Here is a 23,775-nt window from a genome sequence, read left to right as displayed (position 1 = left end):
CACATGAAAGACGGGGCCGCGCGAGCGGCCCCGTTTTCACGTGCGCATGTGCCGTGTCTCAGTTCCTGCCGGGCGCGGACTTCGTCGCGGCGTGCTGCTGCTCCCACTGCTTCTGCTGCTGCAGAAGCTCGTCGGGATCGAAGCCCGGCTGGTCGACGCCCTGCATCTTCTCGATCACGTCGGCCGGCGGGTTGCCGTCGTACAGCATGTACAGGCGACGCTGGCGGTAGGCGTCGCGCAGGAACGCGTAGGGATCGTAGGCCGACTGCAGGAAACCCTCGGCGTCGATCAGCTGCGAGCGCATCGACACCACGTACAGCACCTGGGGCAGGTAGTACTGGCCGTAGTTGAAGTAGTGGGTGCGCGCCACGATGCTCAGCGGATCGAAGAAGTAGCCGTCCACCGGGTAGTGCCACACGTCGCGCAGCGTGCTGGGCCCCATCAGGGGCAGCATCAGGAAATCGCCCTCGGGCACGCCCCAGCGCGCCAGCGTGATGCCGAAGTCCGTGGTCTGCAGCGGCAGGCCCATCTTGGTGGCGGGATCGAAGATGCCGCCCACGCCCACGGTGAGGTTGATCAGGAAGCGCCCGGTATTGCCCAGCGCATCCGAGGGCCGCGCCTGCAGCAGGTCGTTGGCCACCGTGATCGGCATCTGGATGTTGGTGAAGAAGTTGTTGACCGAGCGGCGCACCGGCGGATTCGTCACCTTGCGGTAACCCACCGCGACGGGACGCAGCACCGCCTTGTCCAGCGTATCGTTGAACGCATAGACCTTGCGGTTGACCTTCTGCAGCGGGTCGTCGGTGCGCGGCGGCGCGATGGCGCAGCCGGCCAGCAGCAGGACCGCAAGCAGGGCGAGGCCGCGGCGGAGCAGGCGGGTTTGGGGCGGTGAAAGCGTCGGCATGGGTCTCGGCCAGGGTGGGGACGTGGCTGGGAGTTGGAAAGCCAGAATAGTGTACTGCTTGGTTTTATAACCTGCACGCGTTTCGCTCCGCTTTCACGGTGCGGCGGCGGCAACCGCCCATGCCAGGCGTTGCCTGCATTGCCAGGCCAGCGCCGCCTGCTCTAAACTGTCATCCTGTATAAGTCTCTATTTCCCTGAGGATTTGGCATGGCACGCATTACCGTGGAGGACTGCCTTGAGGTGGTCGACAACCGATTCGAGCTGGTGTTGATGGCGACCAAGCGCGCCCGTCAGCTCGCCAAGGGTGCCGAACCGGCAGTCCATCCCGACAACGACAAGCCCTCGGTGCTGGCGCTGCGCGAGATCGCCGGCCGCCGCATCGACCAGGCCACCATCGACGAAATCGACAAGGCCGAGCGCGAGCGCGCCGAGCGCGAGGCGCTGGAGTGGGCCGCGGCCGAAGTGGACGACGATCTGTCCAAGGTCGGCGACGATTGATGGAGGGCGGCTGTAGACCGCGCATGCATCGCATCGGGACTGCCGATGTGCTTGCACGCGCGGCCGGTCGCACTCATCCGTACCGCATGAAGGCGCCGTCGGCGCGCCATCGCAGGTGCGCCAGGGCATGACCGCCGCCAGCACGCCAGTCGCCATCGATCCCGCCACGCTGCCGCCCTACGTGCTGGCGCTGAAGGAGCAGCTCGGGTATCTGCCGTCATCGCAGCTGGAGCGCGTGCTGCGCGCGTTCCAGGTCGGCGCGCAGGCGCACGAAGGCCAGACCCGCAAGAGCGGCGAGCCCTACATCACCCATCCGGTGGCCGTGGCCGGCATCCTCGCCGAGCTGGGCATGGATGCCGAGACCATCATCGCGGCGATCCTGCACGACACCCTGGAAGACACCGCGCTCAGCCGCAGCGCGCTGGCCGGCGAATTCGGCGAGACCGTGGCCGAGCTGGTCGACGGCGTCACCAAGCTGGACAAGATGCGCTTCAGCAGCCGCCTGGAGGCGGACGCCGAGAGTTTCCGCAAGATGCTGCTGGCGATGGCGCGCGACCTGCGCGTCATCCTGATCAAGCTGGCCGACCGCCTGCACAACATGCGCACGCTGGGCGCGAAGGATGCTCCCTCGCGTCGCCGCATCGCGCGCGAGACGCTGGAAATCTACGCGCCGATCGCCCAGCGCCTGGGCATGAACAAGATCAAGGCCGAGCTGCAGGACCTCGGCTTCCGCGCCCTGCATCCGGACCGCTACCGGGTGATCAGCGAGCGCATCCGCGCCGCGCTGGGCAACCGCCGCGAGGCCATGGGCAAGATCGAGGCGGCGCTGTCCGCGCGGCTGGCCGCCGAGCACCTGCCGGCGCGCGTGGTGGGGCGCATCAAGTCGTCCTGGAGCATCTATTCGAAGATGCGCCACGAGCACAAGAGCTTCGCCCAGCTGATGGACGTGTACGGTTTCCGCGTGGTGGTCGAGAACGCGATGAACTGCTACATGGCGCTGGGCGTGGTGCACGGGCTGTACAAGCCGGTGGACCGGCGCTTCAAGGATTTCATCGCCATCCCCAAGGCGAACGGCTACCAGTCGCTGCACACCGTGCTGCTGGGGCCGTTCGGCGCGCCGATCGAGGTGCAGATCCGCAGCGCCGAGATGGATTCGGTGGCCGAGCGCGGCGTGGCCGCGCACTGGGCCTACAAGACCGACTCCGGCCCGGCGAACAGCGCCCAGGTGCGCGCCCGCGAATGGCTGGCCTCGCTGGCCGACAGCCAGGTGAACACCGCCTCGTCGGCGGAGTTCATCGAGAACGTCAAGATCGACCTGTTCCCGGACGAGGTCTACCTGTTCACGCCGCGCGGCGACATCCTCGCGCTGCCGCGCAACGCCACCGCGCTGGACTTCGCCTACGCCGTGCACACCGACGTCGGCGACCACGCGGTGGCCGCGCGCGTGGACAAGAAGCTGCTGCCGCTGCGCACGCGGCTGGAATCCGGCCAACTGGTGGAGATCATCACCGCGCCGTCGGCGGTGCCGAACCCGGCGTGGCTGGAATCGGTGGTCACCGGCAAGGCGCGCACCGCGATCCGCCAGTACCTGAAACACCTGCAGCACGAGGACGCGGTCGACTTCGGCCACCGCATGCTGGACCGTGCGCTGGACGCGCGCGGCGGCAGCCTGGAAGCGATCCCGCCGGAAGTGCTGGACCGCTTCCTGCACGAGGCCAGGCTGAAGCGGCTGGAGGAGCTGCTGGCCGAGATCGCGCTGGGCAACCGCATGCCCGACGTGGTGGCGCGCCACCTGCTGGCGTTGCGCGACGGCCAGTCCGACGACGCGGCGCCCGGCGCCAGCCCGGTGCACGAGAAGATCCGCATCACCGGCGCCGAGCGCGGCGTGCTCAGCTTCGCGAACTGCTGCCATCCGCTGCCGGGCGACGCGATCATCGGCTACCTCTCGCCGGGCAAGGGCATCGTGGTCCACCGCGAGGAATGCCCGAACGTGGTCGAGCTGCGCAAGTCGCCGGAGCGCTGCGTGGCGATCGAGTGGGACCACGACGTGGAAGGCGACTACCGCGCCGAGCTGCGCATCGAGGTGATCAACCGCCCAGGCGTGCTCGCCACCATCGCCGCGGCGATCGCGGCGGCGGATTCCAACATCGAGAACGTGGAATACGCCGAGCGCGACCTCGCCGCCGCCACCTTGCTGTTCGCGATCGAGGTGAAGAATCGCAAGCACCTCGCCGAGGTGATGCGCCGGGTGCGCCGCACCGGCGTGGTGAGCGGCGTCTACCGCTACCCCCTGTAGGCGCGATCCGGGGCCGGCGGCGGCGGATCCGGCTGGGCAGCCGCGCGCCCGCGCGCTACGCTTCGGCCTTTGCGAATCCCGCATCCCGCGGGAATCCCCAGGAACCGCCATGTCCCGCAGCATCGTCTCCACCCCGCAGGCACCCGCCGCGATCGGCCCGTATTCGCAGGCCGTGCGCGTCGGCGACACCGTGTACTTCTCCGGCCAGATCCCGCTGGACCCGGCTACCGGCAACCTGGTCGAGGGCGACATCGCCGCGCAGACGCGGCGCGTGTTCGACAACCTCGTGGCCGTGGCGCAGGCGGCCGGCGGCTCGCTGGCGCAGGTGGTGCGCGTGGGCATCTACGTCACCGACCTGGCGAACTTCGCGGCGGTGAACGCGGTGATGGGCGAGTACTTCCAGCAGCCGTATCCCGCGCGTTCCACCATCGAGGTCTCGGCGCTGCCCAAGGGCGCGCAGGTGGAAGTCGACGCGATCATGGTGCTGGGCTGAGCCGTTCCGCCGGGCGATGAGCGTGGCCGCCGACGATGCCGGCATGCAGCCCGTCGCCGCGCTGCCGGGCGTGGGCCCGGCGCTCGCCGCGCTGCTGCGGAAGCTGGGCCTGGAGCACGTCCAGGACCTGTGGTTCCACCTGCCGCTGCGCTACGAGGATCGCACCCGAGTCACTGCGATTGCCGACCTGCGGCCGGGCCAGAGCGCGCAGGTGGTGGGCACGGTGGAGGCGGTGGAGCGCGGCTTCCGCTATCGCCCGCAGCTGAAGGTGGCGGTCGGCGACGACTCGCGGCAGGGCCTGCAGCTGCGCTTCTTCCATTTCAACCGAGCGCAGGCCGAACAGCTGGCGCCGGGCGCGCGCCTGCTGTGCTTCGGCGAGGTGCGCCAGGCGGCGCAGGGCCTGGAGATGGTGCATCCGCAGTACCGCCGGCTTGGCGCCGACGAGGCGGTGGTGGTGGAGGACCGGCTGACCCCGGTCTATCCGACCACGGAAGGCTTGGGCCAGAAGCGTCTGGCCGGGGTGATCGCCAGGGCGCTGGCGTTGCTGCCGCCGGAGTCGGCGCTGGAACTGGTTCCGCACGAGCTGTGCGCGGCGCACGGCCTCGCCTCGCTGCGCGAGGCGCTGCTCACCGTGCACCGCCCGACGCCGGATGCGCGGCTGGACCTGCTGCTGCACGGGCGGCATCCCGCGCAGCAGCGGCTGGCATTCGAGGAACTGCTGACCCAGCATCTCAGCCTCAAGCGCATGCGCGCGGCGATGCAGCGGCGCAAGTCGCCGTCGCTGGCGACGGCCGGCACGCTGCGCCGCCGCCTGCTCGAATCGCTGCCGTTCTCGCTCACCGCCGCGCAGCGGCGCGTGGACGAGGAAGTGCGCCGCGACCTCGCGCAAACGAAACCGATGCTGCGGCTGGTGCAGGGCGACGTGGGGTCGGGCAAGACCGTGGTCGCCGCGCTGGCCGCGCTGGCCGCGGTGGAATCGGGTCGCCAGGTGGCGTTGATGGCGCCCACCGAACTGCTGGCTGAGCAGCACCTGCGCAACTTCCGTCATTGGCTGGCGCCGCTGGGCGTGGACGTGGAATGGCTGGCCGGCAAGCAGCAGGGCAAGGCGCGGCAGGCGGCGATGCAACGCGTGGCCGAGGGTGCGCCGGTCACGGTGGGCACCCACGCGCTGATGCAGGAAGGCGTGGAGTTCGCGCGACTGGGCCTGGTGATCGTGGACGAGCAGCACCGCTTCGGCGTGCAGCAGCGGCTCGCGCTGCACGACAAGGGCGCCGACCGCGCGCGCGGCGAGGTGGCGCACCAGCTGGTGCTCACCGCCACGCCCATCCCGCGCACGCTGGCGATGAGCGCGTATGCCGACCTCGATGTCTCCGCCATCGACGAGCTGCCGCCCGGCCGCACGCCGGTGCAGACGGTGGCGGTATCCAACGCGCGCCGCGCCGAAGTGATCGAGCGCATCCGCGTGGCCTGCGCCGAAGGGCGGCAGGCCTACTGGGTGTGCACCCTGATCGAGGAATCGGAACAGTTGCGCGCGCAGGCCGCCGAAGTGGCGCATGCGGAACTCACCGCCGCGCTCGACGACTGCAAGGTGGGGCTGATCCACGGCCGCCTGAAGCCGAAGGACAAGCAGGCCGTGATGGATGCCTTCAAGGCCGGCGAGCTGGCCGTGCTGGTCGCCACCACGGTGATCGAGGTGGGCGTGGACGTGCCGAACGCCAGCCTGATGGTGATCGAGAATTCGGAGCGCCTGGGTCTGGCCCAGCTGCACCAGCTGCGCGGGCGGGTGGGGCGCGGCGCGGTGGCGTCGAACTGCGTGCTGTTGTACCAGCCGCCGCTGGGCCAGTTGGCGCGCGAGCGGCTGGCGGTGATGCGCGAGACCAACGACGGCTTCCGCATCGCCGAGAAGGACCTGGAACTGCGCGGCCCCGGCGAGGTGCTGGGCACGCGGCAGACCGGCCAGCTCAACTTCCGCATCGCCGATCTTTCGCGCGACGCGCACCTGCTGCCTGCCGTGCAGCAGGTGGGCGAGCGCCTGCTGGCCGATCATCCGCGCGAGGCGGACCGCCTGATCGCGCGCTGGATCGGCGGCGCGGCGCGCTATGCGCGCGCGTGATTCATGCGGTCATCCTTGTCCGTGATGATCGACCGAACGGCCGCCCTTGGCCGCGTTTTTCAATTCTTGCGATGATCCGTCCATGAGCAGACCGCAACTCCTGATCGACACCGACCCCGGCGTGGACGACGCGCTGGCCATCCTGATGGCCCACGCGCACGCCGACATCGCGGCCCTGAGCGTGGCCGCCGGCAACGTGGGCCTGGGCCACACCGTGCGCAACGCGCGCATCCTGCGCGACCTGCTGGGCGCCTCGTTTCCGGTGTACGCCGGCTGCGCCACGCCGCTGGTGCGCGCGCCGGAGGAGGACGCCGCCTTCGTGCACGGCATGGACGGCCTCGGCGACGTCGGCTTTCCCGAACCGGGAACCGCCGCCGATGCCGAAGCCGCCGCGCTGGCGCTGCTGCGGCTCACCCGCGAGCGCCCCGGCGAGCTGACCCTGGTGGCGCTGGCGCCGCTGACCAATCTCGCGCTGGCGTTGCGGCTCGACCCCGCGCTGCCGCAGCGGGTGAAACGGCTGGTGGTGATGGGCGGCGCGGTGACCGGCCACGGCAACACCGGCAGGATTCCGGCCGAGTTCAACGTGGGCTTCGACCCCGAGGCCGCGCACGTGGTATTCGAGGCGTTTCCCGCCTTCGACCTGGTCGACTGGGAGGCCACCCTGCGCCACGGTTTCGCCGACGTCGAATTCGATGCGTGGCTGGCGGCGGGCGACCGCCGGGCGGAATTCTTCGGCCGCGTGTTCCGCACCGCGCGCGACTACAACGCGAAGCACGACCGCAGCGGCGTGGTCGCGGCCGATGCGCTGGCGATGGCGGTGGCGATCGATCCGGCCATCGTGACCCGCAGCGAGACCCGCGCGGTCGCGGTGGAGCTGGATGGCCGGCTCACCCGCGGCGCCACCGTGGTGGACTGGGCGAACCGGCTGGGCCGGCCCGCACAGGCGCGCATCGTGCTGGAGGTGGACCAGGCGCGGTTCGCGGCGATGGTGCGCAAGGCGCTGGGGGCCGCCTGAGCCCCTTGTTGCAGTTGGTTGACGCATCCCCGCTCCGCAGGCTAGACTTGTCCTCTTTTCCCGTTGCACTGAGCCCGTCATGAAGCCCGATATCCATCCGAATTACCGCCCGGTGGTGTTCCAGGATCTGTCGTCCGACTTCGCGTTCCTGACGCGTTCGACGATTGCCGCCAAGGACACCATCAAGTGGCAGGATGGCAACGAGTACCCGCTGATCAAGGTGGATATCTCCAGCCATTCGCATCCGTTCTACACCGGCAAGCAGAAGACGCTGGACGTCGGCGGCCGCGTGGACAAGTTCCGCAAGCGCTACGCGCAGAAGTAAGCGCAGACCGGCGCCGCCGCACGGCGGCGACACGGGGTGAATCCGCGCACGAGGCAGGCCAAGGCCTGCCTCGTGCGTTTTTACGTCCGCGATTTCGGAAGGCGCGCCCGCACGGGGCCGGATTGCGCCGGGCGAATGCGCGCCTGCTACGACCATCCGCCAAGGTATGCGTGGCCGGCCCATGTGCGATAATGCCGGGATCGCATCGACGCTTTCCCCGGCCCGATGCCTTTCCCATCGTCGATCGGCGTCCCACCGTGCGCCGGCCGGCCGCGACTCTTGCTAAGGAGGTTCCCGTGTCCGATCCCAAGACTGTCAAGCTGGTGGACGAGTCGACTCAGCGCAGCAGCACGCTGCCGCTGGTCGCCGGTACGCTCGGGCCGGCCTGCATCGACATCGGCACGCTGTACAAGGACACCGGCCACTTCACCTACGACATGGGCTACGGCAGCACCGCCAGCACCAAGAGCGCGATCACCTACATCGACGGCGACCAGGGCGTGCTGCTGTACCGCGGCTACCCGATCGAGCAGCTGGCCGAGAAGTCCAGCTTCCTCGAGGTGGCCTACCTGCTGCTCAACGGCGAGCTGCCGAAGGCGGCCGAGTTCGCCAGCTTCGAGCACGACGTCTCGCATCACACGATGATGCACGAGTCGCTGAAGAACTTCTTCCAGGGCTTCCACCACGACGCGCACCCGATGGCGATGCTGGCCGCCGCGGTGGCCTCGCTGTCGGCGTTCTACCACGACGACCTGGACGTCGAGAATGCGGCCGACCGCAAGCTCGCTGCGATCCGCCTGATCGCGAAGATGCCGACGATCGCCGCGGCCTGCTACCGCTATTCGATCGGCTGGCCGTTCCGCTACCCGCGCAACAACCTCGAATACGTCGACCGCTTTCTGCACATGATGTTCGAGGTGCCCAGCGAACCGCTGCAGATGAGCCCGGTCGCGGCCAAGGCGCTGGACCTGCTGTTCATCCTGCACGCCGACCACGAGCAGAACGCGTCCACCTCCACCGTGCGCCTGGTCGGCTCCACCGGCGCGAACCCGTACGCGTCCATCGCCGCCGGCATCACCGCGCTGTGGGGTCCGGCGCATGGCGGCGCGAACGAGGCGGTGCTGGCGATGCTGCAGGAGATCGGCACGGCCGACAAGGTCGAGACCGCGGTCAAGCGCGCCAAGGACAAGAACGACAACTTCCGCCTGATGGGCTTCGGCCACCGCGTGTACAAGAACTTCGACCCGCGCGCGAAGATCATCCGCGAGATGACCCACAAGGTGCTGGGCGAACTGGGCGTCAACGATCCGCTGCTGGAAGTGGCGCTGAAGCTGGAAGAGGCGGCGCTGAAGGACGAGTACTTCGTCGAGCGCAAGCTGTACCCGAACGTGGACTTCTATTCCGGCATCATCTACAAGGCGCTGGGCATCCCGCGCGAGATGTTCACCGTGATGTTCGCGATCGCCCGCACCGCCGGCTGGATCGCGCACTGGATCGAGCAGCACGAAACCCCCGGCTCGCGCATCGGTCGTCCGCGCCAGATCTACGTCGGCCACGACGTGCGCGACTACGTGGCGGCCGGCAAGCGCTGAGTTCCGCGGTCGCCGATCCACGACGACGCCCCGGCCGATGCCGGGGCGTCGTTTTTCGGGCCTGCAAATGCGGCCGGGCCGGGCGCCTCAGCGCCGCACGCCGGCCAGCATGCGTTCCAGTTCGTCCGCGCCGTCGTCTTCGGCCAGCAGGATTTCCACCGCGCTCAGCGTGGCGCGCCGCATGGGTTTCTCGTCGATGCGGTCCAGCGGCGCCTGGCGCAGCGCGTCGCGCGGCAGCACGGTGAGGTCGAACGGCAGCGCGTCGGCGGCGAACAGCAGCACCGGGAATTCGGCCTGCCCGTCGCGGCTGACGCGCAGGCGGCGCGTCTGCGTCTCGAACGGCACGCCGCGTTCGTGCAGGTAGCGGTGCACCGCCTCGGGATCGTCGCTGAACACGTGCAGGCAGATGGACGAATGCGCGTCGGCGGTGCCGTCCAGCACGGCGCCGACCAGGCGCGGTTCGAACGGCTCCAGGAAGCGCATCGCCTCCACCGCCGCCTCGCGGCGGGCGCGCAGCAGCTGCGGCTGGCTGTCGGCGAGGAAGATGCGCTGATGTTCGCGCAGCGCCTGTTCGATCTCGTGGTTGCGCGGCAGCGCCTGGGTGTCGAGGATGCCCAGCCGCTCGGCGGCCTTGAGCTTGGCGCGATGGAAGTCGCGGATGCCGTGCTCGCTCATGAGGCGTGCCGCCTCCTGGGCCACGCGCCGCCGGTTGCGTTGCTGGCGGTCGCTTGCATGGATGCGGTGATGCTCGCCTCGGGCCATCTCGGTTCCTCCGCCGCTCACCGGCCCAGCCTAGCGCATGCGGCGGAAAGCGGGAACCGCCGCCGGGCGCCCGGAGCACGTCCGGGCGCCGACCGGCTCAGAAGATGTTGTACGGGTTCTGCTGGTCCTGCTGCTCCTGCTGGGTCGCCTGGGTGCGCAGGCGGTCCACGTCCTCGACCTTGAAGAACTCGTTCATGCTGTTGGGGTCGCCCGGGCTGGTGGGCAGGCCGCTGGAGCGGTCGATCTGCAGCGTGGCGATGCCGGGCGGCATCGGCAGCGAGTTCAGCGGGCTGCCTTTCAGCACCGTGCCCATGTAGTCCATCCAGATCGGCAGCGCGGCCTTGGCGCCGAATTCGCCGTGTCCCAGCGAGCCGTAGTTGTCGAAGCCCACCCACACCGAGGTGGAGACGTCGCCGTTGAAGCCCACGAACCAGGCATCGCGGTGGTCGTTGGTGGAGCCGGTCTTGCCGGCGAGGTCGGCGCGGTCCAGCGCCTTGGCCGCCGAGCCGGTGCCGCGCAGGATCACGTCCTTCATCAGCGAGGTGACCAGGAAGTCGGTGCGCGGGCCCAGCACGTGCGGCGCCAGCACCGGCGGGTGGGTGCCGTTGCCGTGGGCGTCGGCCGGCAGCGTCTCCACGCCGGAGTCGTCGACGCTGGCGGCGGTGGCCGGCGCGGCGGCCGTCGCGGTCTCGGCGAGGCTGTTCGCCGGGCGCTTGCCCATGTCGGCCGGCGGCGGCCCTGGCGGCGCGTTCCCCAGCAGGCGCTCCTGGCATTCGCGGCAGGCGCGGGCCGGATTCGCGATGTACACCGGCTTGCCGTTGCGGTCGTCGATCTCGCTGATGAAGTACGGCGTCACCAGGTAGCCGCCGTTCGCGAACACCGCGAAGCCGCGCGCCATGTTCATCGGCGATACCGAGGCGGTGCCCAGCGCCATCGACAGGTTCGGCGGCAGCGCGTCCAGCGGAAAGCCGAAGCGGGTGATGAACTCGCGCGCGTAGCGCACGCCGATCGCGTCCAGCAGGCGTACCGAGACCAGGTTCTTGGACTGCACCAGCGCCTCGCGCAGGCGCATCGGGCCGGCGAACTTGTCGTCGTCGTTGTTCGGCGTCCACAGGCCGCCGGGGCGCGAGGGGTCGGGCAGGGCCAGCGGCGCGTCGTTGATGATGGAGGCCGGCGTGAAGCCGTGGTCGAACGCCGCCGAGTACAGGTAGGGCTTGAAGCTGGAGCCGGGCTGGCGCGCTGCCATCACCGCGCGGTTGAACTTGCTGCGGGTGAAGTTGAAGCCGCCCACCAGCGCCTCGACCGCGCCGTCCTCCGGCCGGATCGAGGCCAGCGCACCCTGCACCGCGGGGATCTGCGCGAGTTCCCAGCCGCCCTTGTCGTCCTGCGACACGCGGACGATGTCGCCGCGCTTCAGCACCGTGTCCACCCGTTTCGGCGTCGCGCCGGCGCGGCTGTCGTTGACGTAGGGGCGGGCCCATGCGACGGCGGCGAGGTCCAGGCGGATGCTGCGGCCGTCGGCGAGGAACACGGCGGCGTCGTCGGCCGCGCTGGCGGTGACCAGCCCCGGCTGCAGCCCGGAAACCTCGGCATAGGCGCCCAGCATGCGCTGGAAGTCCGCCGTGCCGGCGTCGGCGGCCAGGTCCTCGTGCGCCTCCGGCCCGCGCCAGCCGTGGCGGTGGTCGTAGGCGACCAGGCCCTTGCGCAGCGCGTCCACGGCCGCCTGCTGCCGGTCGCTCTGCACGGTGGTCTTGACCACGTAGCCTTCGGTGAGCGCGTCGTTGCCCAGGCGGTCCAGCACCTGCCGGCGCACCATCTCGGCGAGGTAGGGCGCATCCACCTTGATCGGCGCCTCGTGCGGCGCGGCGTCGTTGCGCTCGGCGACGGCCGCCTTGTACTGCGCGTCGGTGATGTAGCCGTGCCGCAGCATCTCGCTCAGCACCCAGTTGCGCCGCGCCAGCAGGCGCGCGGGATTGTTGATCGGGTTCACCACCGAGGGCAGCTGGAAGCTGGAGGCGATCGCCGCGCACTGCGCGATGCTGAGCTGGTCCAGCGTCTTGCCGTAGTAGTACGAGGCCGCCGCGGCCACGCCGTAGGCGCGGTGGCCCAGGAACATCTTGTTGAGGTAGAGCTCCAGGATCTGGTCCTTGCCCAGCTCGTGCTCGATGCGCAGCGCGATGAAGATCTCGGTGAGCTTGCGCGAGTACAGCTTCTCGGGGCTCAGGAAGAAGTTCCGCGCCACCTGCTGGGTGATGGTGGAGCCGCCCGGCCCCTTGTCGCCGCCAGTCACGATCACGTGCCAGCCGGCGCGCACGATGCCGCGCCAGTCCACGCCCGGGTGGTGGTAGAAATCCGCGTCCTCGGCGGACAGCACGGCATGCTTGAGGTTGTCCGGCACGTCCGCGATCGCCACCGGGATGCGCCGCGTTTCGCCGAACGTGGCGATCAGCTTGCCGTCGGCGCTCTCCACCCGCAGCGGCACCTGCATGTGGTAGTCCTTCAGTTCCGCCACCGAGGGCAGCCGGGGCGCCACCAGCCAGTAGGCGACCCCGATCGCGAGGACCCCCAGCAGGAAGGCCGAAAACGCCAGAATCAGGGCCCAGCGCAACAGACGCTTGAGAATACGCATGTGTGACGGTTCGTCCATGTCGGAACCCCGCAGAGTATAGAGGCTGTGTCGCCGCCGCCCCCGGCGGCCTGCGTACATCTTCAGGGGCCCGGCGGCTTTCGACGCAAGATGATGCGTTTGCGGGAAGTGAGGCCGCCGTCACGGCAGGCGCACAGGCTGTCCCAAATGTGGGCCCCATCACGGGAAGCACTTGAGAAAACCGCGCCAGACCATTGCGGGAGCGCTGAATTTTCTATCTAATGCCAGCGCACATCGGCTGGAACTCTGCCGGGCGCGCTCAGGGGCAAAGGGGAACAACCGTGGGGCTCTTCACACCCAAGAAACCGGCCTTGGTCGGCGTCGACATCAGTTCGACTGCCGTCAAGCTGCTGCAGCTCAGCCAGGCTGGCGGCCGTTACCGCGTGGAGCACTACGCGGTGGAGCCGCTGCCGCCCAATGCCGTGGTCGAGAAGAACATCGTCGAGGTCGAGGCGGTGGGCGAGGCGATCCGCCGTGCGCTGGCGCGCTCCGGTTCCAGGCTCAAGCACGCGTCCGCCGCGGTGGCGGGCTCGGCGGTGATCACCCGCATCATCCCGATGCCCAGCGAACTGAGCGAGGAGGACCTGGAAGGCCAGATCCAGGTCGAGGCGAACCAGTACATCCCCTACCCGATCGACGAAGTGAGCCTGGATTTCGAGGTGCTGGGCCCGGTGCGCGACAACCCCGAGATGAACAGCATCCTGCTCGCCGCCTCGCGCACCGAGAACGTGGACATGCGCGTGGCTGCGCTGGAACTGGGCGGCCTCACCGCCAAGGTGGTCGACGTGGAGGCGTTCGCGATGGAGAACGCGTTCGCCCTGCTCACCGACCAGCTCGCCGTGGGCCGCGACGCGCTGGTGGCGGTGGTGGACGTGGGCGCGACCATGACCACGCTGTCGGTGCTGCGCAACCAGCGCACGATCTACTCGCGCGAACAGGTGTTCGGCGGCAAGCAGCTCACCGACGAGATCATGCGCCGCTACGGGCTCTCGTACGAGGAGGCCGGCCGCGCCAAGCGCAAGGGCGGCCTGCCCGATTCGTACCACAGCGAGGCGCTGGAACCGTTCAAGGAATCGCTGGTGCAGCAGGTCAGCCGCCTGCTGCAGTTCTTCTTCGCCGGCAGCGAATACAGCAAGGTGGACCAGGTGGTGCTGGCCGGCGGCTGCGCCACCATCGACGGCATCGCCGGCATGCTCGAGGAGCACATCGGCGTGCCCTGCGTGGTGGCCAATCCGCTGGCGCGCATGTCGATGTCGCCGAAGGTGCAGGGGCAGTCGCTGGCCCAGGACGCGCCCGCGCTGATGATCGCGGTCGGCCTCGCCCTGAGGAGTTTCGACTGATGGCCCACGTCAACCTCCTTCCGTGGCGCGCGGAGCGACGCAAGCTGCGCGAGCGCGAGTTCTACGGCCAGCTCGGCGCCGCCTTCGTGGCCGGGCTGGGCTTCGTGCTGCTGTGGGCGCTCTGGATGGGCGCGCGCATCGACAACCAGAACGACCGCAACGCCATCCTGCAGGGCGAGATCAAGCAGCTCGACGTGAAGATCGAGAAGATCAAGGACCTCGAGAAGGTGCGCGAGCACCTGCTGGCGCGCAAGCAGATCATCGAGCAGCTGCAGTCCGACCGCTCGAAGATGGTGCACCTGTTCGACGAGCTGGTGAAGACGATACCCGGCAGCGTGCGCCTCACCAGCCTCAAGCAGGCCGGCGACACCATGTCGCTGGACGGCGTGGCGCAGTCCAATGCCAGCGTGGCCGAATACATGCGCAACATCGAGGCTTCGCCGTGGATGGGCCACGTGGACCTGCGCAAGACCGAGAACAGCCATGACGCCTCGCGCATGCCCTACGGCTTCGGCCTGGGCGTGAAGCTGGGCAAGCCCAAGACGGACGAGAACGGCGCCGCGGACGCCCCGGCCGGCGCCGGCTCGGTTGCGGCCCCGGCGCATGCCGGCAGTGCGGCGCACGTCCCCGTGCCGGCCGCCACGGCGATGCACACCCCGGCGTTGCCGAAGCCGGCCGCGGTGCAGGCCGGCCATCCGGAGACCGCCAAGCCGGATGCGGCCGCCAAGGGAGGGGCTCGCCCATGAAGCTCATCGACGATCTGCGCGGTCTCGACCGCAACAACGTCGGCGGCTGGCCGCAGTCGGTCAAGCTGCTCTTCATCACGTTGCTGTTCCTGCTGGTGGTGCTGCTGGGCTGGTACTTCTACGTCAGCAACCAGCAGGACGAGCTGACCTCGCTGGCCGGCAAGGAGAACCAGCTGCAGCAGGAATTCACCACCAAGCAGGCCAAGGCGGTGAATCTCGATGCCCTGCAGCAGCAGCTGGACGAGATGAAGGACATGCTGCGCCAGCTGCTGCGCCAGTTGCCCAGCCGCACCGAGATGCCCGAGCTGCTGATCGACATCTCGCAGACCGCGCTGTCCGCCGGCCTGCAGGTCGACTCCTTCGTGCCGCAGCCCGAGGTGCCGAAGGACTTCTACGCCGAGAAGCCGATCCAGCTGAAGATGGTGGGCAGCTACCACCAGTTCGGCACCTTCATCAGCGGCGTGGCCTCGCTGCCGCGCGTGGTGATCCTGACCATGCACGACGTGACGCTGACGCCGGAGCACGGCGCCAAGAACGGCACCTCCACCGACGGCCAGCTGGTGTTGCAGGGCACGGTGAAGACGTATCGCTACCTGGACGAGGACGAGGCGGCAGCCGCCGCCAAGGGCCCGGCCAAGGCAGGGGGGCGCAAGTGATGAAGCTGTCCACTGCCATGAAACCGTCCACGCTGTCGCGCCTCGCCCTGCTGCTGCTGGCCGCCCTGCTGCTGGGGGGCTGCACGCGCGGCACCTCGGACCTGCGCGAATGGATCGCGCAGCAGAAGGCCAAGAAGGGTGCGCCGATCCCGCCGCTGCCGGTGATCAAGACCTTCGAGACCTTCACCTACGCGGACCAGGACCTGCGCGACCCGTTCGGCGCCAGCGCCGCGGAGCAGGATTCGTCCGCCGCCAACAGCGGACCGCGTCCGGACCAGAACCGGCCCAAGCAGCCGCTGGAGATGTTCGCGCTGGACAGCCTGAAGATGGTCGGCACGATAGGCGCGGGCGCGGGCATCGAGGCCCTGGTCAAGGACCCCGGCGGCGTGATCCATCCGGTGCACCGCAACGAATACCTGGGCCAGAACTATGGCCGCATTACCGCCATCAGCGATGACCACATCGACCTGATCGAGCTGGTATCCAATGGCAATGGTGGCTGGATGGAACGTCCGGCCAGCATGGCGCTCGGCGAGAAATAGGGAATACAGGGGCTGATGCAATGAGCAACCACATTCAATCTGTCCGGGGCCGGGTCATGCGCCACGCCATTCGTAGTCTCCTGTCGCTGCTGCTGCTCGCCGGGGCGGGCTTTGCCCCCGCCGCGCTGGCTGCCGGCAGCACGCTGAAGGACATCAGCTACACCACCTTGCCTGGCGGCAGCGTGCAACTGCACCTGAACTTCGCCGGTGCGGTGCCGCAGCCGCGCATCTTCACCACCGACAACCCGGCGCGCATCGCGATCGATTTCGCCGACACCGCGTCCACCGCCCAGCGCCACACCGAGATCGGCCAGGGCGCCACCTCCGGCGTCTCGGCGGTCGCCGCGGGCGACCGCACCCGGGTGATCGTGGAGCTGATGCGTCCGGTGTCGTACCAGTCCGCCGTGCAGGGCGACAGCCTGGTGCTCACGGTGGCCAACGGCAGCAGCGCCGCTGCGCCGCAGGCGGCGGCCGCGCCGGTGCGGCACAGCATCACCACCGCGGCGGTGATCGATCCGTCCAAGCGCGTGGCGGCCACCGCCGCCGGCGGCATCAGCGTCACCAACATCGATTTCCGCCGCGGCGCGAACGGGCAGGGTCGCGTGCTGGTCAACTTCAGCGGTCCCGGCGCCGATGCGCAGTTGCACACGATAGGCGACAAGGTCGAGGTGAGCATTCCCAACGCCAGCGTGCCGGCCAACCTCGCGCAGCGGCTGGACACGCTGGACTTCGCCACCCCGGTGCAGTCGATCAACACCCGCATCGGCGCAACCGGCGGCGTGCAGCTGACGATCGCCACCAAGGGCGTGGTCGACACCTCGGCATGGCAGGAAGGCAACCAGTACGTGGTCGAAGTGGCGCCGAAGAAGGGCCAGAACACCGCCGCCGCCGGCAGGCTGGCCCCTGGCCAGCAGCCGGCCTATACCGGCACGCGCGCCACCTTCAACTTCCAGGACATCCCGGTGCGCTCGGTGCTGCAGCTGATCGCCGACACCTCCAAGCTCAACATCGTGGCCGCCGACAGCGTCAGCGGCAGCATCACGCTGCGCCTGGTGAATGTGCCGTGGGACCAGGCGCTGGACGTGATCCTGCGCGCCAAGGGCCTGGACAAGCGCCGTGACGGCAACGTGATCTGGGTGGCGCCGCAGCAGGAGTTGGCCAAGTACGAGGAAGACCTGGCCGCGGCCCGCATGAAGGCCGAGGACAACGCGCCGCTGGTCACCACCTATCTGCCGATCAGCTACGGCAAGGCGGCCGACATCGCGAAGCTGCTGACCACCGGCAGCATGCAGGGCGGCGGCGGTGGCGCCAACGCGGCCGGCGGCGCCGGCGTCACGCGCGGCTTCCTGTCGGCGCGCGGCAGCGTCTCCTTCGACGAGCGCACCAACACCCTGCTGCTCAACGACACCGCCGACAAGACCGAGCAGATCCGCAAGCTGGTGGCCGAGCTGGACAAGCCGGTGCAGCAGGTGTTGATCGAGTCGCGCATCGTGATCGCCACCGACGACTTCACCCGCGAACTGGGCGTGAAGTGGGGCGCGAACGGCCAGCGTACCAATCCCAGCGGCCAGGTGCTGCAGGTGGGTGGCGCATTGGGCACCACGGTGGGCAACAACGGCAGCAATTCCGCCAGCGGCACCACCACCAGCACCCTGGGCAACGGCGGTCTCAACGTGAACCTGCCGGTCTCGAATTCGTCCGCCGCCGGCGTGCTGGGCCTGGCCATCCTGGGCAAGAACTATGCGCTGGACCTGGAGCTGTCCGCGGCGCAGACCGAAGGCCGCGGCGAGGTGATCTCCAGTCCGCGCGTGATCACCGCGAACCAGCAGGAGGCGGTGATCCGGCAGGGCCAGGAGATCGGCTACGTCACCTACCAGGGTGGCGTCGGTGGTACCGCGGCGCCCACCGCCTCGGTGCAGTTCAAGGATGCGGTGCTGGAGCTGAAGGTCACGCCCACGATCACCGCTGACAACCGCGTCTACCTCGCGATCAACGTGAAGAAGGACTCGCTGGCGAAGTTCCTCACCACGCCGAACGGCCAGGTGCCGCAGATCAACACCCAGTCGGTGAACACGTCGGTGCTGGTGGACAACGGCCAGACCGTGGTGCTGGGCGGCATCTACGAGATCAACAAGAACAATACCGTCACCAAGGTGCCAGGCCTGGGCGACATCCCAGGCATCGGCTACCTGTTCCGCAACACCTACCGCAACAACACCAAGGCGGAACTGCTGATCTTCGTGACGCCGCGCATCCTCAACGATTCGCTGCAATAAGGCTGCGCGCCCGCAAGGCACGCAAAGAGGCGGCTGCGGCCGCCTCTTTGCGTGCGGGGACTGAATGCGCGGGCGCCGTCGACTAAACTTCCGGACTCCGCCGCGGTCAACAGCGGCGACTTGCTGCCGGAATCCCATGATGGACATGCCCGAAACCCCGCCCCTCGGCCGTCTGCAGCAGGCCTTCGCGCGGCTGCGCGAGGATCTGCAGGCCTGCATCATCGGCCAGCCCAGGCTGGTCGACTGCCTGCTGGTGGCGCTGCTCGCCGACGGCCACCTGCTGGTGGAAGGCGCGCCGGGCCTGGCCAAGACCACCGCCGTGAAGGCGCTGGCAACGCGCATCGAGGCGGACTTCCATCGCGTGCAGTTCACCCCCGACCTGCTGCCCGCCGACCTCACCGGCACCGACGTGTTCCGGCCGCAGAGCGGCAGCTTCGAGTTCGAGCGCGGCCCGCTGTTCCACAACATCGTGCTGGCCGACGAGATCAACCGCGCGCCGGCCAAGGTGCAGTCGGCGCTGCTGGAGGCGATGGCCGAGCGCCAGATCACCGTGGGCCGCAACACCCGGCCGTTGCCGGAGCTGTTCATGGTGATGGCCACGCAGAACCCGATCGAGCAGGAGGGCACGTTCGCGCTGCCCGAGGCCCAGCTCGACCGCTTCCTGCTGCACGTCACCATCGGCTACCCCGACGCCACGTCGGAACTGGCGATCCTCCGGCTCGCCCGCGAGCAGGCCAGCCGCCGCGCGCACCCGGCGCCGCTGCCGGCCGCGCTGCTGAGCCAGGCCGAGGTGTTCGCCGCGCGCGATGCCGCGATGGCCGTGCACATGGCGGGCGCGCTGGAGGAATACCTCGCCCAGCTGGTGCTGGCCACCCGCGACGCCGGCCGCTACGGCCCGGAACTGAAGCGCTGGATCGCCTGGGGCGCCAGCCCGCGCGCCACCATCGCGCTGGACCGCTGCGCCCGCGCGCAGGCGTGGCTGGCCGGCCGCGACTACGTGTTGCCCGAGGACGTGCATGCGATCGTGCACGAGGTGCTGCGCCACCGCGTGCTGCTCAGCTACGAGGCCGAGGCCGAGGGCATGCGCAGCGACCAGGTGATCGCCCGGCTGCTGGACCTCGTGCCGCTGCCGTGAGCGCGCTCGCGGATGCCGTCCTGCCGCGTCGCGTCGATGGCGACGGCCGCACGCGCGTGGCGCTGGCCGAGCTGATCGCGCTGGGCGCGCGCGTGGGCCGCGCGAAACTCGCGCCGGCGCAAAGCCGCGCCGAGCGCAGCGGCCAGCAGTCCAGCCGGCTCTACGGCCGCGGCATGGACTACGCCGAATCGCGCGTCTACCAGGCCGGCGACGACGTGCGCCGGATGGACTGGCGGCTTACAGCGCGCAGCGGCCGGTTGCACACCAAGCTGTTCCAGGAGGAACGCGAAGGGCGCCTGCTGATCCTGCTGGATACTCACGCCAGCATGCGCTTCGGCACCCGCGTGCGCTTCAAGTCCGTGCAGGCCGCGCGCGCCGCCGCGATCGCCGCGTGGCTGGCCGTGCGCGCCGGCGAACGCGTGGGGCTGATGGCGTTCGGCGCTGCCGATCAACTGCTGCGCCCCCAGGGCGGCGCGCATGGCGCGCTGGCGGTGTGCGGCGCACTGGCGGACTGGGATGCCGCACCGCCCGTGGATCGCCACGAGGCGCTGTCCGCCGCGCTGCTGCGCGCGCGCCGGCTGCAGCACGGCGCCAGTCGCGTGCTGCTGGTCAGCGACGGCTTCAGTGCGGACGAAGCCGCGCGCCAGCGCCTGCTCGATCTGCGCGCGCGCGCCGGGGTCGGCGTGCTGGTGGTGGCCGACGCGCTGGAACGCGAGCCGCCGCCGCCGGGCCGCTATCCGCTGGAACACGCCGGCGAGCGCCGCGACGTGGTGCTGCTGGGCGAGCGCCAACGACGCGAGTTCCAGCAGGCGCTGGGCGCCGGCCCGGCGAGTCTCGAAACACTGGCGCGCAGCGCCGCCCTGCGTTGTTGCGTGATCGATACCCGCGATGATCCGCTGGCGGCCGTGGGCGAGTTGCTGGGCGTGGCGAAGGTGTGGCAATGATCGTGTCCACGCCGGCAGCCAGCGGCCCGGAGCTGCGCGACATCCACCTGCCGCCGGCGCCGCCATGGTGGCCGCCCGCACCGGGCTGGTGGCTGCTGACGGCGCTGGCGGTGCTGGTCCTGCTGGGTGTGGCCTGGGCCTGGCGCCGCCGCGCGCGGTTGCAGCGGCAGCGCCGGCAATTGCTGGACGAACTGGCGCGGCTGGAGGCACAGCATGCGCGCGATGGCGACGCCGCCGCGCTGGCGGCTTCGCTGCAGCAGTTGCTGCGCCGCGTGGCGCGCCGACAGGATGCCGCCGCCGTACGGCAGCGTGGCGAGAGCTGGCGTCAGACGCTGGCGCGCGTGCCGGTGGCGACGCCGGTGCTGGACCGCCTGCTGTCGCTGGAGCAGGCGATCTACCGGCCGCAGGCCAGCTTCGACGCGCCCGCCACGCTGGCGGCGGCGCGCACCTGGCTGCACGCGGCCGCGCGACCGCGTGCATGGAAGCACGTAGTCGCGGAGCCGGGCCGTGTTTGAGTTCGCCTGGCCCTGGCTGTTCCTGCTGCTGCCGTTGCCCTGGCTGCTGCGCCGCTGGCTGCCGCCGACCCTGCCCGGGCAGGCGCTGCATCTGCCGCAACCGGGCTTGCATCTCGCGGCGGCGGGCGGCGACGCGGTGCGCAGCGTCGCGCCGTGGCTGCTGGCGTTGTCATGGCTGTGCCTGGTGGCCGCGGCAGCGCGCCCGCAATGGGTGGGGCCGCCGCAGCCGCAGCAGCGCAGCGGCCGCGCGCTGATGCTGGCGGTCGATCTCTCCGGCAGCATGCGCACGCCGGACATGGAACTGGCCGGCCAACCGGTGAGCCGCTTCGGCGCGGTGAAGGCGATCGCCGGCAACTTCATCGATCGCCGCCGCGGCGACGAGATGGGCCTGGTGCTGTTCGGCAGCCAGGCGTTCCTGGTGACGCCGCTCACCTACGACCTGGACGCGGTGCGCGCGCAACTGCAGGGCGTGGCCGTGGGCCTGGCCGGCACCGAGACGGCGATCGGCGACGCCATCGCCATCGCGGTGAAACGCCTGTCCGCGCTGCCGCAGGAGGCACGCGTGCTTGTGCTGCTTACCGACGGCGTCAACAACGCGGGCAGCATCACGCCGCTGGAAGCCGCGCGTACCGCGAAGGCGGCCGGCGTGCGCATCTACACCGTGGGCATCGGCGCCACCCGCATGCGCGTGCCGGGCTTCTTCGGCAGCCAGGTGATCAATCCTTCCGCCGATCTCGACGCGGGCATGCTGACGAAGATCGCCGACGAGACCGGCGGCCGTTTCTTCCGCGCCACCGACAGCGACCAGCTGGCCGACGCCTACCGCACCATCGACGCGCTGGAGCCGATGCCGCAGCAAGGCCCCAGCCTCAGGCCGCGGCGCGAGTGGTTCATCTGGCCGCTGGCGACGGCGCTGCTGCTGTGGTTGCTGGCCGGGCTGCCGCGCCTGCGCGTGCGGGAGCTGCCGGCATGAGCGCGGCGCTGGCGCAGTTCCATTTCCTCCGGCCGTGGTGGCTGTGCGCGCTCGCCGTATTGCCGTGGCTGTTGTGGCAGGCCGCGCGCCGCGGCCGCGGCCTGCAGGCGCTGGCGCGGCTGGTCGATGCGGAGCTGCTGCCCGCCCTGCTGCAGGGGCAGGCGGTGCGGCAGCGGCTGCCGCTGGGCCTGCTCTCGCTGGCGTGGACGCTGGCGGTGCTCGCGCTGGCCGGCCCCACCTGGAGCCGGGTCGAGCAGCCGCTGTACGCGCGCCGCGCGGCGCAGGTGGTGGCGATCTCGCTGTCGCAGCGCATGCTGTCGCACGACGTGGCGCCCAGCCGACTCGACCGCGCGCGCTACAAGGCGCACGACCTGCTGCTGGCGAACCGCGACGGCCTCAACGGGCTGCTCGGTTATGCCGGTGAAGCGTTCGTGGTGGCTCCCCTTACTTCGGACGTGCACAGCCTGGGCGCGCTGCTGGACGCGATGGCGCCGGACACCATGCCGGTGGGCGGCGACAACGCGGCGGCGGCGATCCGGCGTGGCGCCGCGTTGATCCGCGACGCCAAGGCCGGCGGCGGCTCGCTGGTGCTGATCACCGACACCGCCGACGCGGCCGCGCAGGACGCCGCGCGCAAGGCGCTGGCCGAAGGCGTGCGCGTCTCGGTGCTGGGCGTGGGCACGCCGCAGGGCGCGCCGGTGCCGCTGCCCGGCGGCGGCTTCCTGCACGATGCGAACGGCGCCCTGCAGCTGGCCGCCCGCGACGATGCCGCATTGAGCGCGCTCGCCGCGGCGGGCGGCGGCCGTTACGTGCCGCCCAGCGCCGACGGCAGCGACATCGCGGCCCTGCGCGATGAACTGCGCGCGGGTTCCACCCAGGCGGTGCAAGGCCAGGTCGGCGACGAGTGGCAGGACCGCGGCCCGTGGTTGCTGCTGCTGCTCCTGCCGCTGGCGGCCCTGGCCTTCCGCCGCGGCTGGCTGCTGCTGTTGCCGTTGGTGCTGCTGCCCATGCTGCCTGGTACGGCGCATGCCGCGAGCTGGCGCGACCTCTGGCAGCGCCGCGACCAGCAGGCTGCGGCAGCGTTGGGCCAGGGCGACGCGAAGCAGGCGATGCAGCTGGCGCGCGATCCGGCGTGGCGCGGCGCGGCAGCGTATCGCGCCGGCGACTACGCCGCCGCGAGCCAGGCCCTGCGTGAGGCCAAGGGCGGGGACGCGGCCTACAACCTCGGCAATGCGCTGGCGCGGGGCGGCAAGTACCAGGACGCGATCCGGGCCTACGACCGCGCGCTGCAGATCGATCCCGCGAATGCGGACGCGAAGGCGAACCGGCAGGCGGTCGAGGACTGGCTGCGCAAGCAGCCGCCGCAGGACCCGTCCCAGCAGAAGCCGGGCCAGAACGGACAGGATGGCAAGCCGCAGGGCGACCAGGGCCAGAACGGGCAGGACAAGAACGGGCAGGACAAGAACGGGCAGGGCAAGGACGGCCAGAACCAGAACGGCCAGAACAAGAACGGGCAGGACCAGGGCGGGCAGGACAGGAACGACAGCCAGTCCGGCCAGTCGCCGCAGGACCAGAGCCGGCACGACCCGCAGCAGTCGTCCGGCAAGGACGGTGCGCAGCAGGACCAGCCGCAGCCCACGCCCGAACAGCAGGCCGAGCAGCAGGCGCAGGCCGCGAAGGCGCAGCAGGCGCTGAAGCAGCAACTGGACCAGGCGCTGGGCGCCCCCGGCAAGCCCGCGGCGAAGCCGCCCACCAGCCACGAGCTGGGCGCGGCCGGCGCCGACGATCCGCAATCGAAACTGCCGGCCGACCTGCGCCAGGCCTTGCAGCGCGTGCCCGACGATCCCGGCGCGCTGCTGCGCCGCAAGTTCGAGCTGGAATACCAGCGCCGCCATGGCGGCACACCCGACGAGGACGGCCCGTGATGCCGGTTTTGTCCATGCTGCTTTCGTGCGTGACCGCGAAGGTGAAAAGAGCGGCCATCCACGGCCGGGTTGTTCAAG

The 23,775-nt window shown here is 70.2% G+C and carries 20 protein-coding genes; 17 read left to right on the top strand and 3 right to left on the bottom strand.

The window, feature by feature from the left end; all coding sequences use genetic code 11:
* Window positions 1–58: 58 nt before the first annotated feature.
* Window positions 59–904 carry a VacJ family lipoprotein gene (locus tag PCA_RS13915; RefSeq protein WP_181303217.1) on the bottom strand — a complete coding sequence of 282 codons (846 nt, stop codon included), beginning with the start codon at window positions 902–904 and terminating at the stop codon, window positions 59–61.
* A 207-nt stretch (window positions 905–1,111) separates the two neighbouring features.
* Here PCA_RS13915 and rpoZ point away from each other — a divergent pair, with 207 nt between their 5' ends.
* The 7 genes from rpoZ to PCA_RS13880 all read left to right on the top strand — a co-directional run bounded on the left by rpoZ (window position 1,112) and on the right by PCA_RS13880 (window position 9,236).
* Window positions 1,112–1,402 (top strand): DNA-directed RNA polymerase subunit omega, encoded by a 291-nt coding sequence (gene rpoZ / locus PCA_RS13910; RefSeq protein ID WP_181303216.1) that lies wholly within the window; start codon window positions 1,112–1,114, stop codon window positions 1,400–1,402.
* A 127-nt stretch (window positions 1,403–1,529) separates the two neighbouring features.
* Window positions 1,530–3,698 (top strand): bifunctional (p)ppGpp synthetase/guanosine-3',5'-bis(diphosphate) 3'-pyrophosphohydrolase, encoded by a 2,169-nt coding sequence (locus PCA_RS13905; RefSeq protein WP_181303215.1) that lies wholly within the window; start codon window positions 1,530–1,532, stop codon window positions 3,696–3,698.
* A 109-nt stretch (window positions 3,699–3,807) separates the two neighbouring features.
* Window positions 3,808–4,191 carry a RidA family protein gene (locus tag PCA_RS13900; protein WP_181303214.1) on the top strand — a complete coding sequence of 128 codons (384 nt, stop codon included), beginning with the start codon at window positions 3,808–3,810 and terminating at the stop codon, window positions 4,189–4,191.
* Window positions 4,192–4,207: 16 nt separating this feature from the next.
* Window positions 4,208–6,304 (top strand): ATP-dependent DNA helicase RecG, encoded by a 2,097-nt coding sequence (recG, locus tag PCA_RS13895; RefSeq protein WP_181303213.1) that lies wholly within the window; start codon window positions 4,208–4,210, stop codon window positions 6,302–6,304.
* Window positions 6,305–6,386: 82 nt separating this feature from the next.
* Window positions 6,387–7,319 (top strand): nucleoside hydrolase, encoded by a 933-nt coding sequence (locus PCA_RS13890; RefSeq protein ID WP_181303212.1) that lies wholly within the window; start codon window positions 6,387–6,389, stop codon window positions 7,317–7,319.
* A gap of 79 nt (window positions 7,320–7,398) precedes the next feature.
* Entirely contained in the window at window positions 7,399–7,644 is a 246-nt protein-coding gene (locus PCA_RS13885) for a type B 50S ribosomal protein L31 (RefSeq protein WP_181303211.1), read from the top strand.
* 296 nt (window positions 7,645–7,940) lie between these two features.
* The gene (locus PCA_RS13880; RefSeq protein WP_181303210.1) at window positions 7,941–9,236 is read left to right on the top strand and encodes a citrate synthase; all 1,296 of its coding nucleotides are present in this window, start codon (window positions 7,941–7,943) and stop codon (window positions 9,234–9,236) included.
* 87 nt (window positions 9,237–9,323) lie between these two features.
* Here PCA_RS13880 and PCA_RS13875 read toward each other — a convergent pair whose 3' ends face one another.
* Both PCA_RS13875 and PCA_RS13870 read right to left on the bottom strand, forming a co-directional pair.
* Entirely contained in the window at window positions 9,324–9,998 is a 675-nt protein-coding gene (locus PCA_RS13875; RefSeq protein ID WP_181303209.1) for a hypothetical protein, read from the bottom strand.
* 97 nt (window positions 9,999–10,095) lie between these two features.
* Window positions 10,096–12,627, bottom strand: a complete 2,532-nt coding sequence (locus PCA_RS13870) for a penicillin-binding protein 1A (protein ID WP_181303208.1) — start codon at window positions 12,625–12,627, stop codon at window positions 10,096–10,098.
* Window positions 12,628–12,926: 299 nt separating this feature from the next.
* Between PCA_RS13870 and PCA_RS13865 the strand changes: the two genes are divergently transcribed.
* The 10 genes from PCA_RS13865 to PCA_RS13820 all read left to right on the top strand — a co-directional run bounded on the left by PCA_RS13865 (window position 12,927) and on the right by PCA_RS13820 (window position 23,697).
* Entirely contained in the window at window positions 12,927–13,985 is a 1,059-nt protein-coding gene (locus PCA_RS13865; protein WP_343204459.1) for a pilus assembly protein PilM, read from the top strand.
* Window positions 13,985–14,731 carry a PilN domain-containing protein gene (locus PCA_RS13860; RefSeq protein WP_181303206.1) on the top strand — a complete coding sequence of 249 codons (747 nt, stop codon included), beginning with the start codon at window positions 13,985–13,987 and terminating at the stop codon, window positions 14,729–14,731. The genes PCA_RS13865 and PCA_RS13860 overlap by 1 nt, the downstream gene beginning before the upstream one ends.
* Complete coding sequence (pilO, locus tag PCA_RS13855; protein WP_181303205.1) at window positions 14,728–15,387, top strand: type 4a pilus biogenesis protein PilO; 660 nt, start codon at window positions 14,728–14,730, stop codon at window positions 15,385–15,387. Before PCA_RS13860 ends, pilO begins: the two co-directional genes overlap by 4 nt.
* Window positions 15,387–15,929, top strand: a complete 543-nt coding sequence (locus PCA_RS13850) for a pilus assembly protein PilP (protein ID WP_181303204.1) — start codon at window positions 15,387–15,389, stop codon at window positions 15,927–15,929. Before pilO ends, PCA_RS13850 begins: the two co-directional genes overlap by 1 nt.
* Before the next feature lie 56 nt (window positions 15,930–15,985).
* Window positions 15,986–18,205 carry a type IV pilus secretin PilQ gene (pilQ, locus tag PCA_RS13845; protein WP_181303203.1) on the top strand — a complete coding sequence of 740 codons (2,220 nt, stop codon included), beginning with the start codon at window positions 15,986–15,988 and terminating at the stop codon, window positions 18,203–18,205.
* 139 nt (window positions 18,206–18,344) lie between these two features.
* Complete coding sequence (locus PCA_RS13840) at window positions 18,345–19,340, top strand: MoxR family ATPase (protein WP_181303256.1); 996 nt, start codon at window positions 18,345–18,347, stop codon at window positions 19,338–19,340.
* Window positions 19,337–20,284, top strand: coding sequence for a DUF58 domain-containing protein (locus PCA_RS13835; RefSeq protein WP_343204458.1), 948 nt, complete (start codon window positions 19,337–19,339; stop codon window positions 20,282–20,284). Before PCA_RS13840 ends, PCA_RS13835 begins: the two co-directional genes overlap by 4 nt.
* A complete protein-coding gene (locus tag PCA_RS13830; protein ID WP_181303202.1) occupies window positions 20,281–20,799 on the top strand; it encodes a DUF4381 family protein in 519 nt (172 codons plus the stop codon). Before PCA_RS13835 ends, PCA_RS13830 begins: the two co-directional genes overlap by 4 nt.
* Entirely contained in the window at window positions 20,792–21,772 is a 981-nt protein-coding gene (locus PCA_RS13825) for a VWA domain-containing protein (protein ID WP_181303201.1), read from the top strand. Before PCA_RS13830 ends, PCA_RS13825 begins: the two co-directional genes overlap by 8 nt.
* Entirely contained in the window at window positions 21,769–23,697 is a 1,929-nt protein-coding gene (locus PCA_RS13820) for a tetratricopeptide repeat protein (RefSeq protein ID WP_181303200.1), read from the top strand. The genes PCA_RS13825 and PCA_RS13820 overlap by 4 nt, the downstream gene beginning before the upstream one ends.
* Window positions 23,698–23,775 lie beyond the last annotated feature (78 nt).

It is taken from the genome of Rhodanobacter sp. PCA2 (genome assembly GCF_013620825.1).
Classification (GTDB): Bacteria; Pseudomonadota; Gammaproteobacteria; order Xanthomonadales; family Rhodanobacteraceae; genus Rhodanobacter_A.
The sequence above is the reverse complement of the archived record's forward strand: the minus strand, read 5'-3'. Positions and strand labels throughout refer to the sequence as shown.

Coding starts and splice junctions, on each gene's coding strand:
- PCA_RS13915 (WP_181303217.1), bottom strand. CDS start 904: ATGCCGACGCTTTCACCGCCCCAAACCCGCCTGCTCCGCCGCGGCCTC.
- rpoZ (WP_181303216.1), top strand. CDS start 1,112: ATGGCACGCATTACCGTGGAGGACTGCCTTGAGGTGGTCGACAACCGA.
- PCA_RS13905 (WP_181303215.1), top strand. CDS start 1,530: ATGACCGCCGCCAGCACGCCAGTCGCCATCGATCCCGCCACGCTGCCG.
- PCA_RS13900 (WP_181303214.1), top strand. CDS start 3,808: ATGTCCCGCAGCATCGTCTCCACCCCGCAGGCACCCGCCGCGATCGGC.
- recG (WP_181303213.1), top strand. CDS start 4,208: ATGAGCGTGGCCGCCGACGATGCCGGCATGCAGCCCGTCGCCGCGCTG.
- PCA_RS13890 (WP_181303212.1), top strand. CDS start 6,387: ATGAGCAGACCGCAACTCCTGATCGACACCGACCCCGGCGTGGACGAC.
- PCA_RS13885 (WP_181303211.1), top strand. CDS start 7,399: ATGAAGCCCGATATCCATCCGAATTACCGCCCGGTGGTGTTCCAGGAT.
- PCA_RS13875 (WP_181303209.1), bottom strand. CDS start 9,998: ATGGCCCGAGGCGAGCATCACCGCATCCATGCAAGCGACCGCCAGCAA.
- PCA_RS13870 (WP_181303208.1), bottom strand. CDS start 12,627: ATGCGTATTCTCAAGCGTCTGTTGCGCTGGGCCCTGATTCTGGCGTTT.
- PCA_RS13860 (WP_181303206.1), top strand. CDS start 13,985: ATGGCCCACGTCAACCTCCTTCCGTGGCGCGCGGAGCGACGCAAGCTG.
- pilO (WP_181303205.1), top strand. CDS start 14,728: ATGAAGCTCATCGACGATCTGCGCGGTCTCGACCGCAACAACGTCGGC.
- PCA_RS13850 (WP_181303204.1), top strand. CDS start 15,387: ATGAAGCTGTCCACTGCCATGAAACCGTCCACGCTGTCGCGCCTCGCC.
- pilQ (WP_181303203.1), top strand. CDS start 15,986: ATGCGCCACGCCATTCGTAGTCTCCTGTCGCTGCTGCTGCTCGCCGGG.
- PCA_RS13840 (WP_181303256.1), top strand. CDS start 18,345: ATGGACATGCCCGAAACCCCGCCCCTCGGCCGTCTGCAGCAGGCCTTC.
- PCA_RS13830 (WP_181303202.1), top strand. CDS start 20,281: ATGATCGTGTCCACGCCGGCAGCCAGCGGCCCGGAGCTGCGCGACATC.
- PCA_RS13820 (WP_181303200.1), top strand. CDS start 21,769: ATGAGCGCGGCGCTGGCGCAGTTCCATTTCCTCCGGCCGTGGTGGCTG.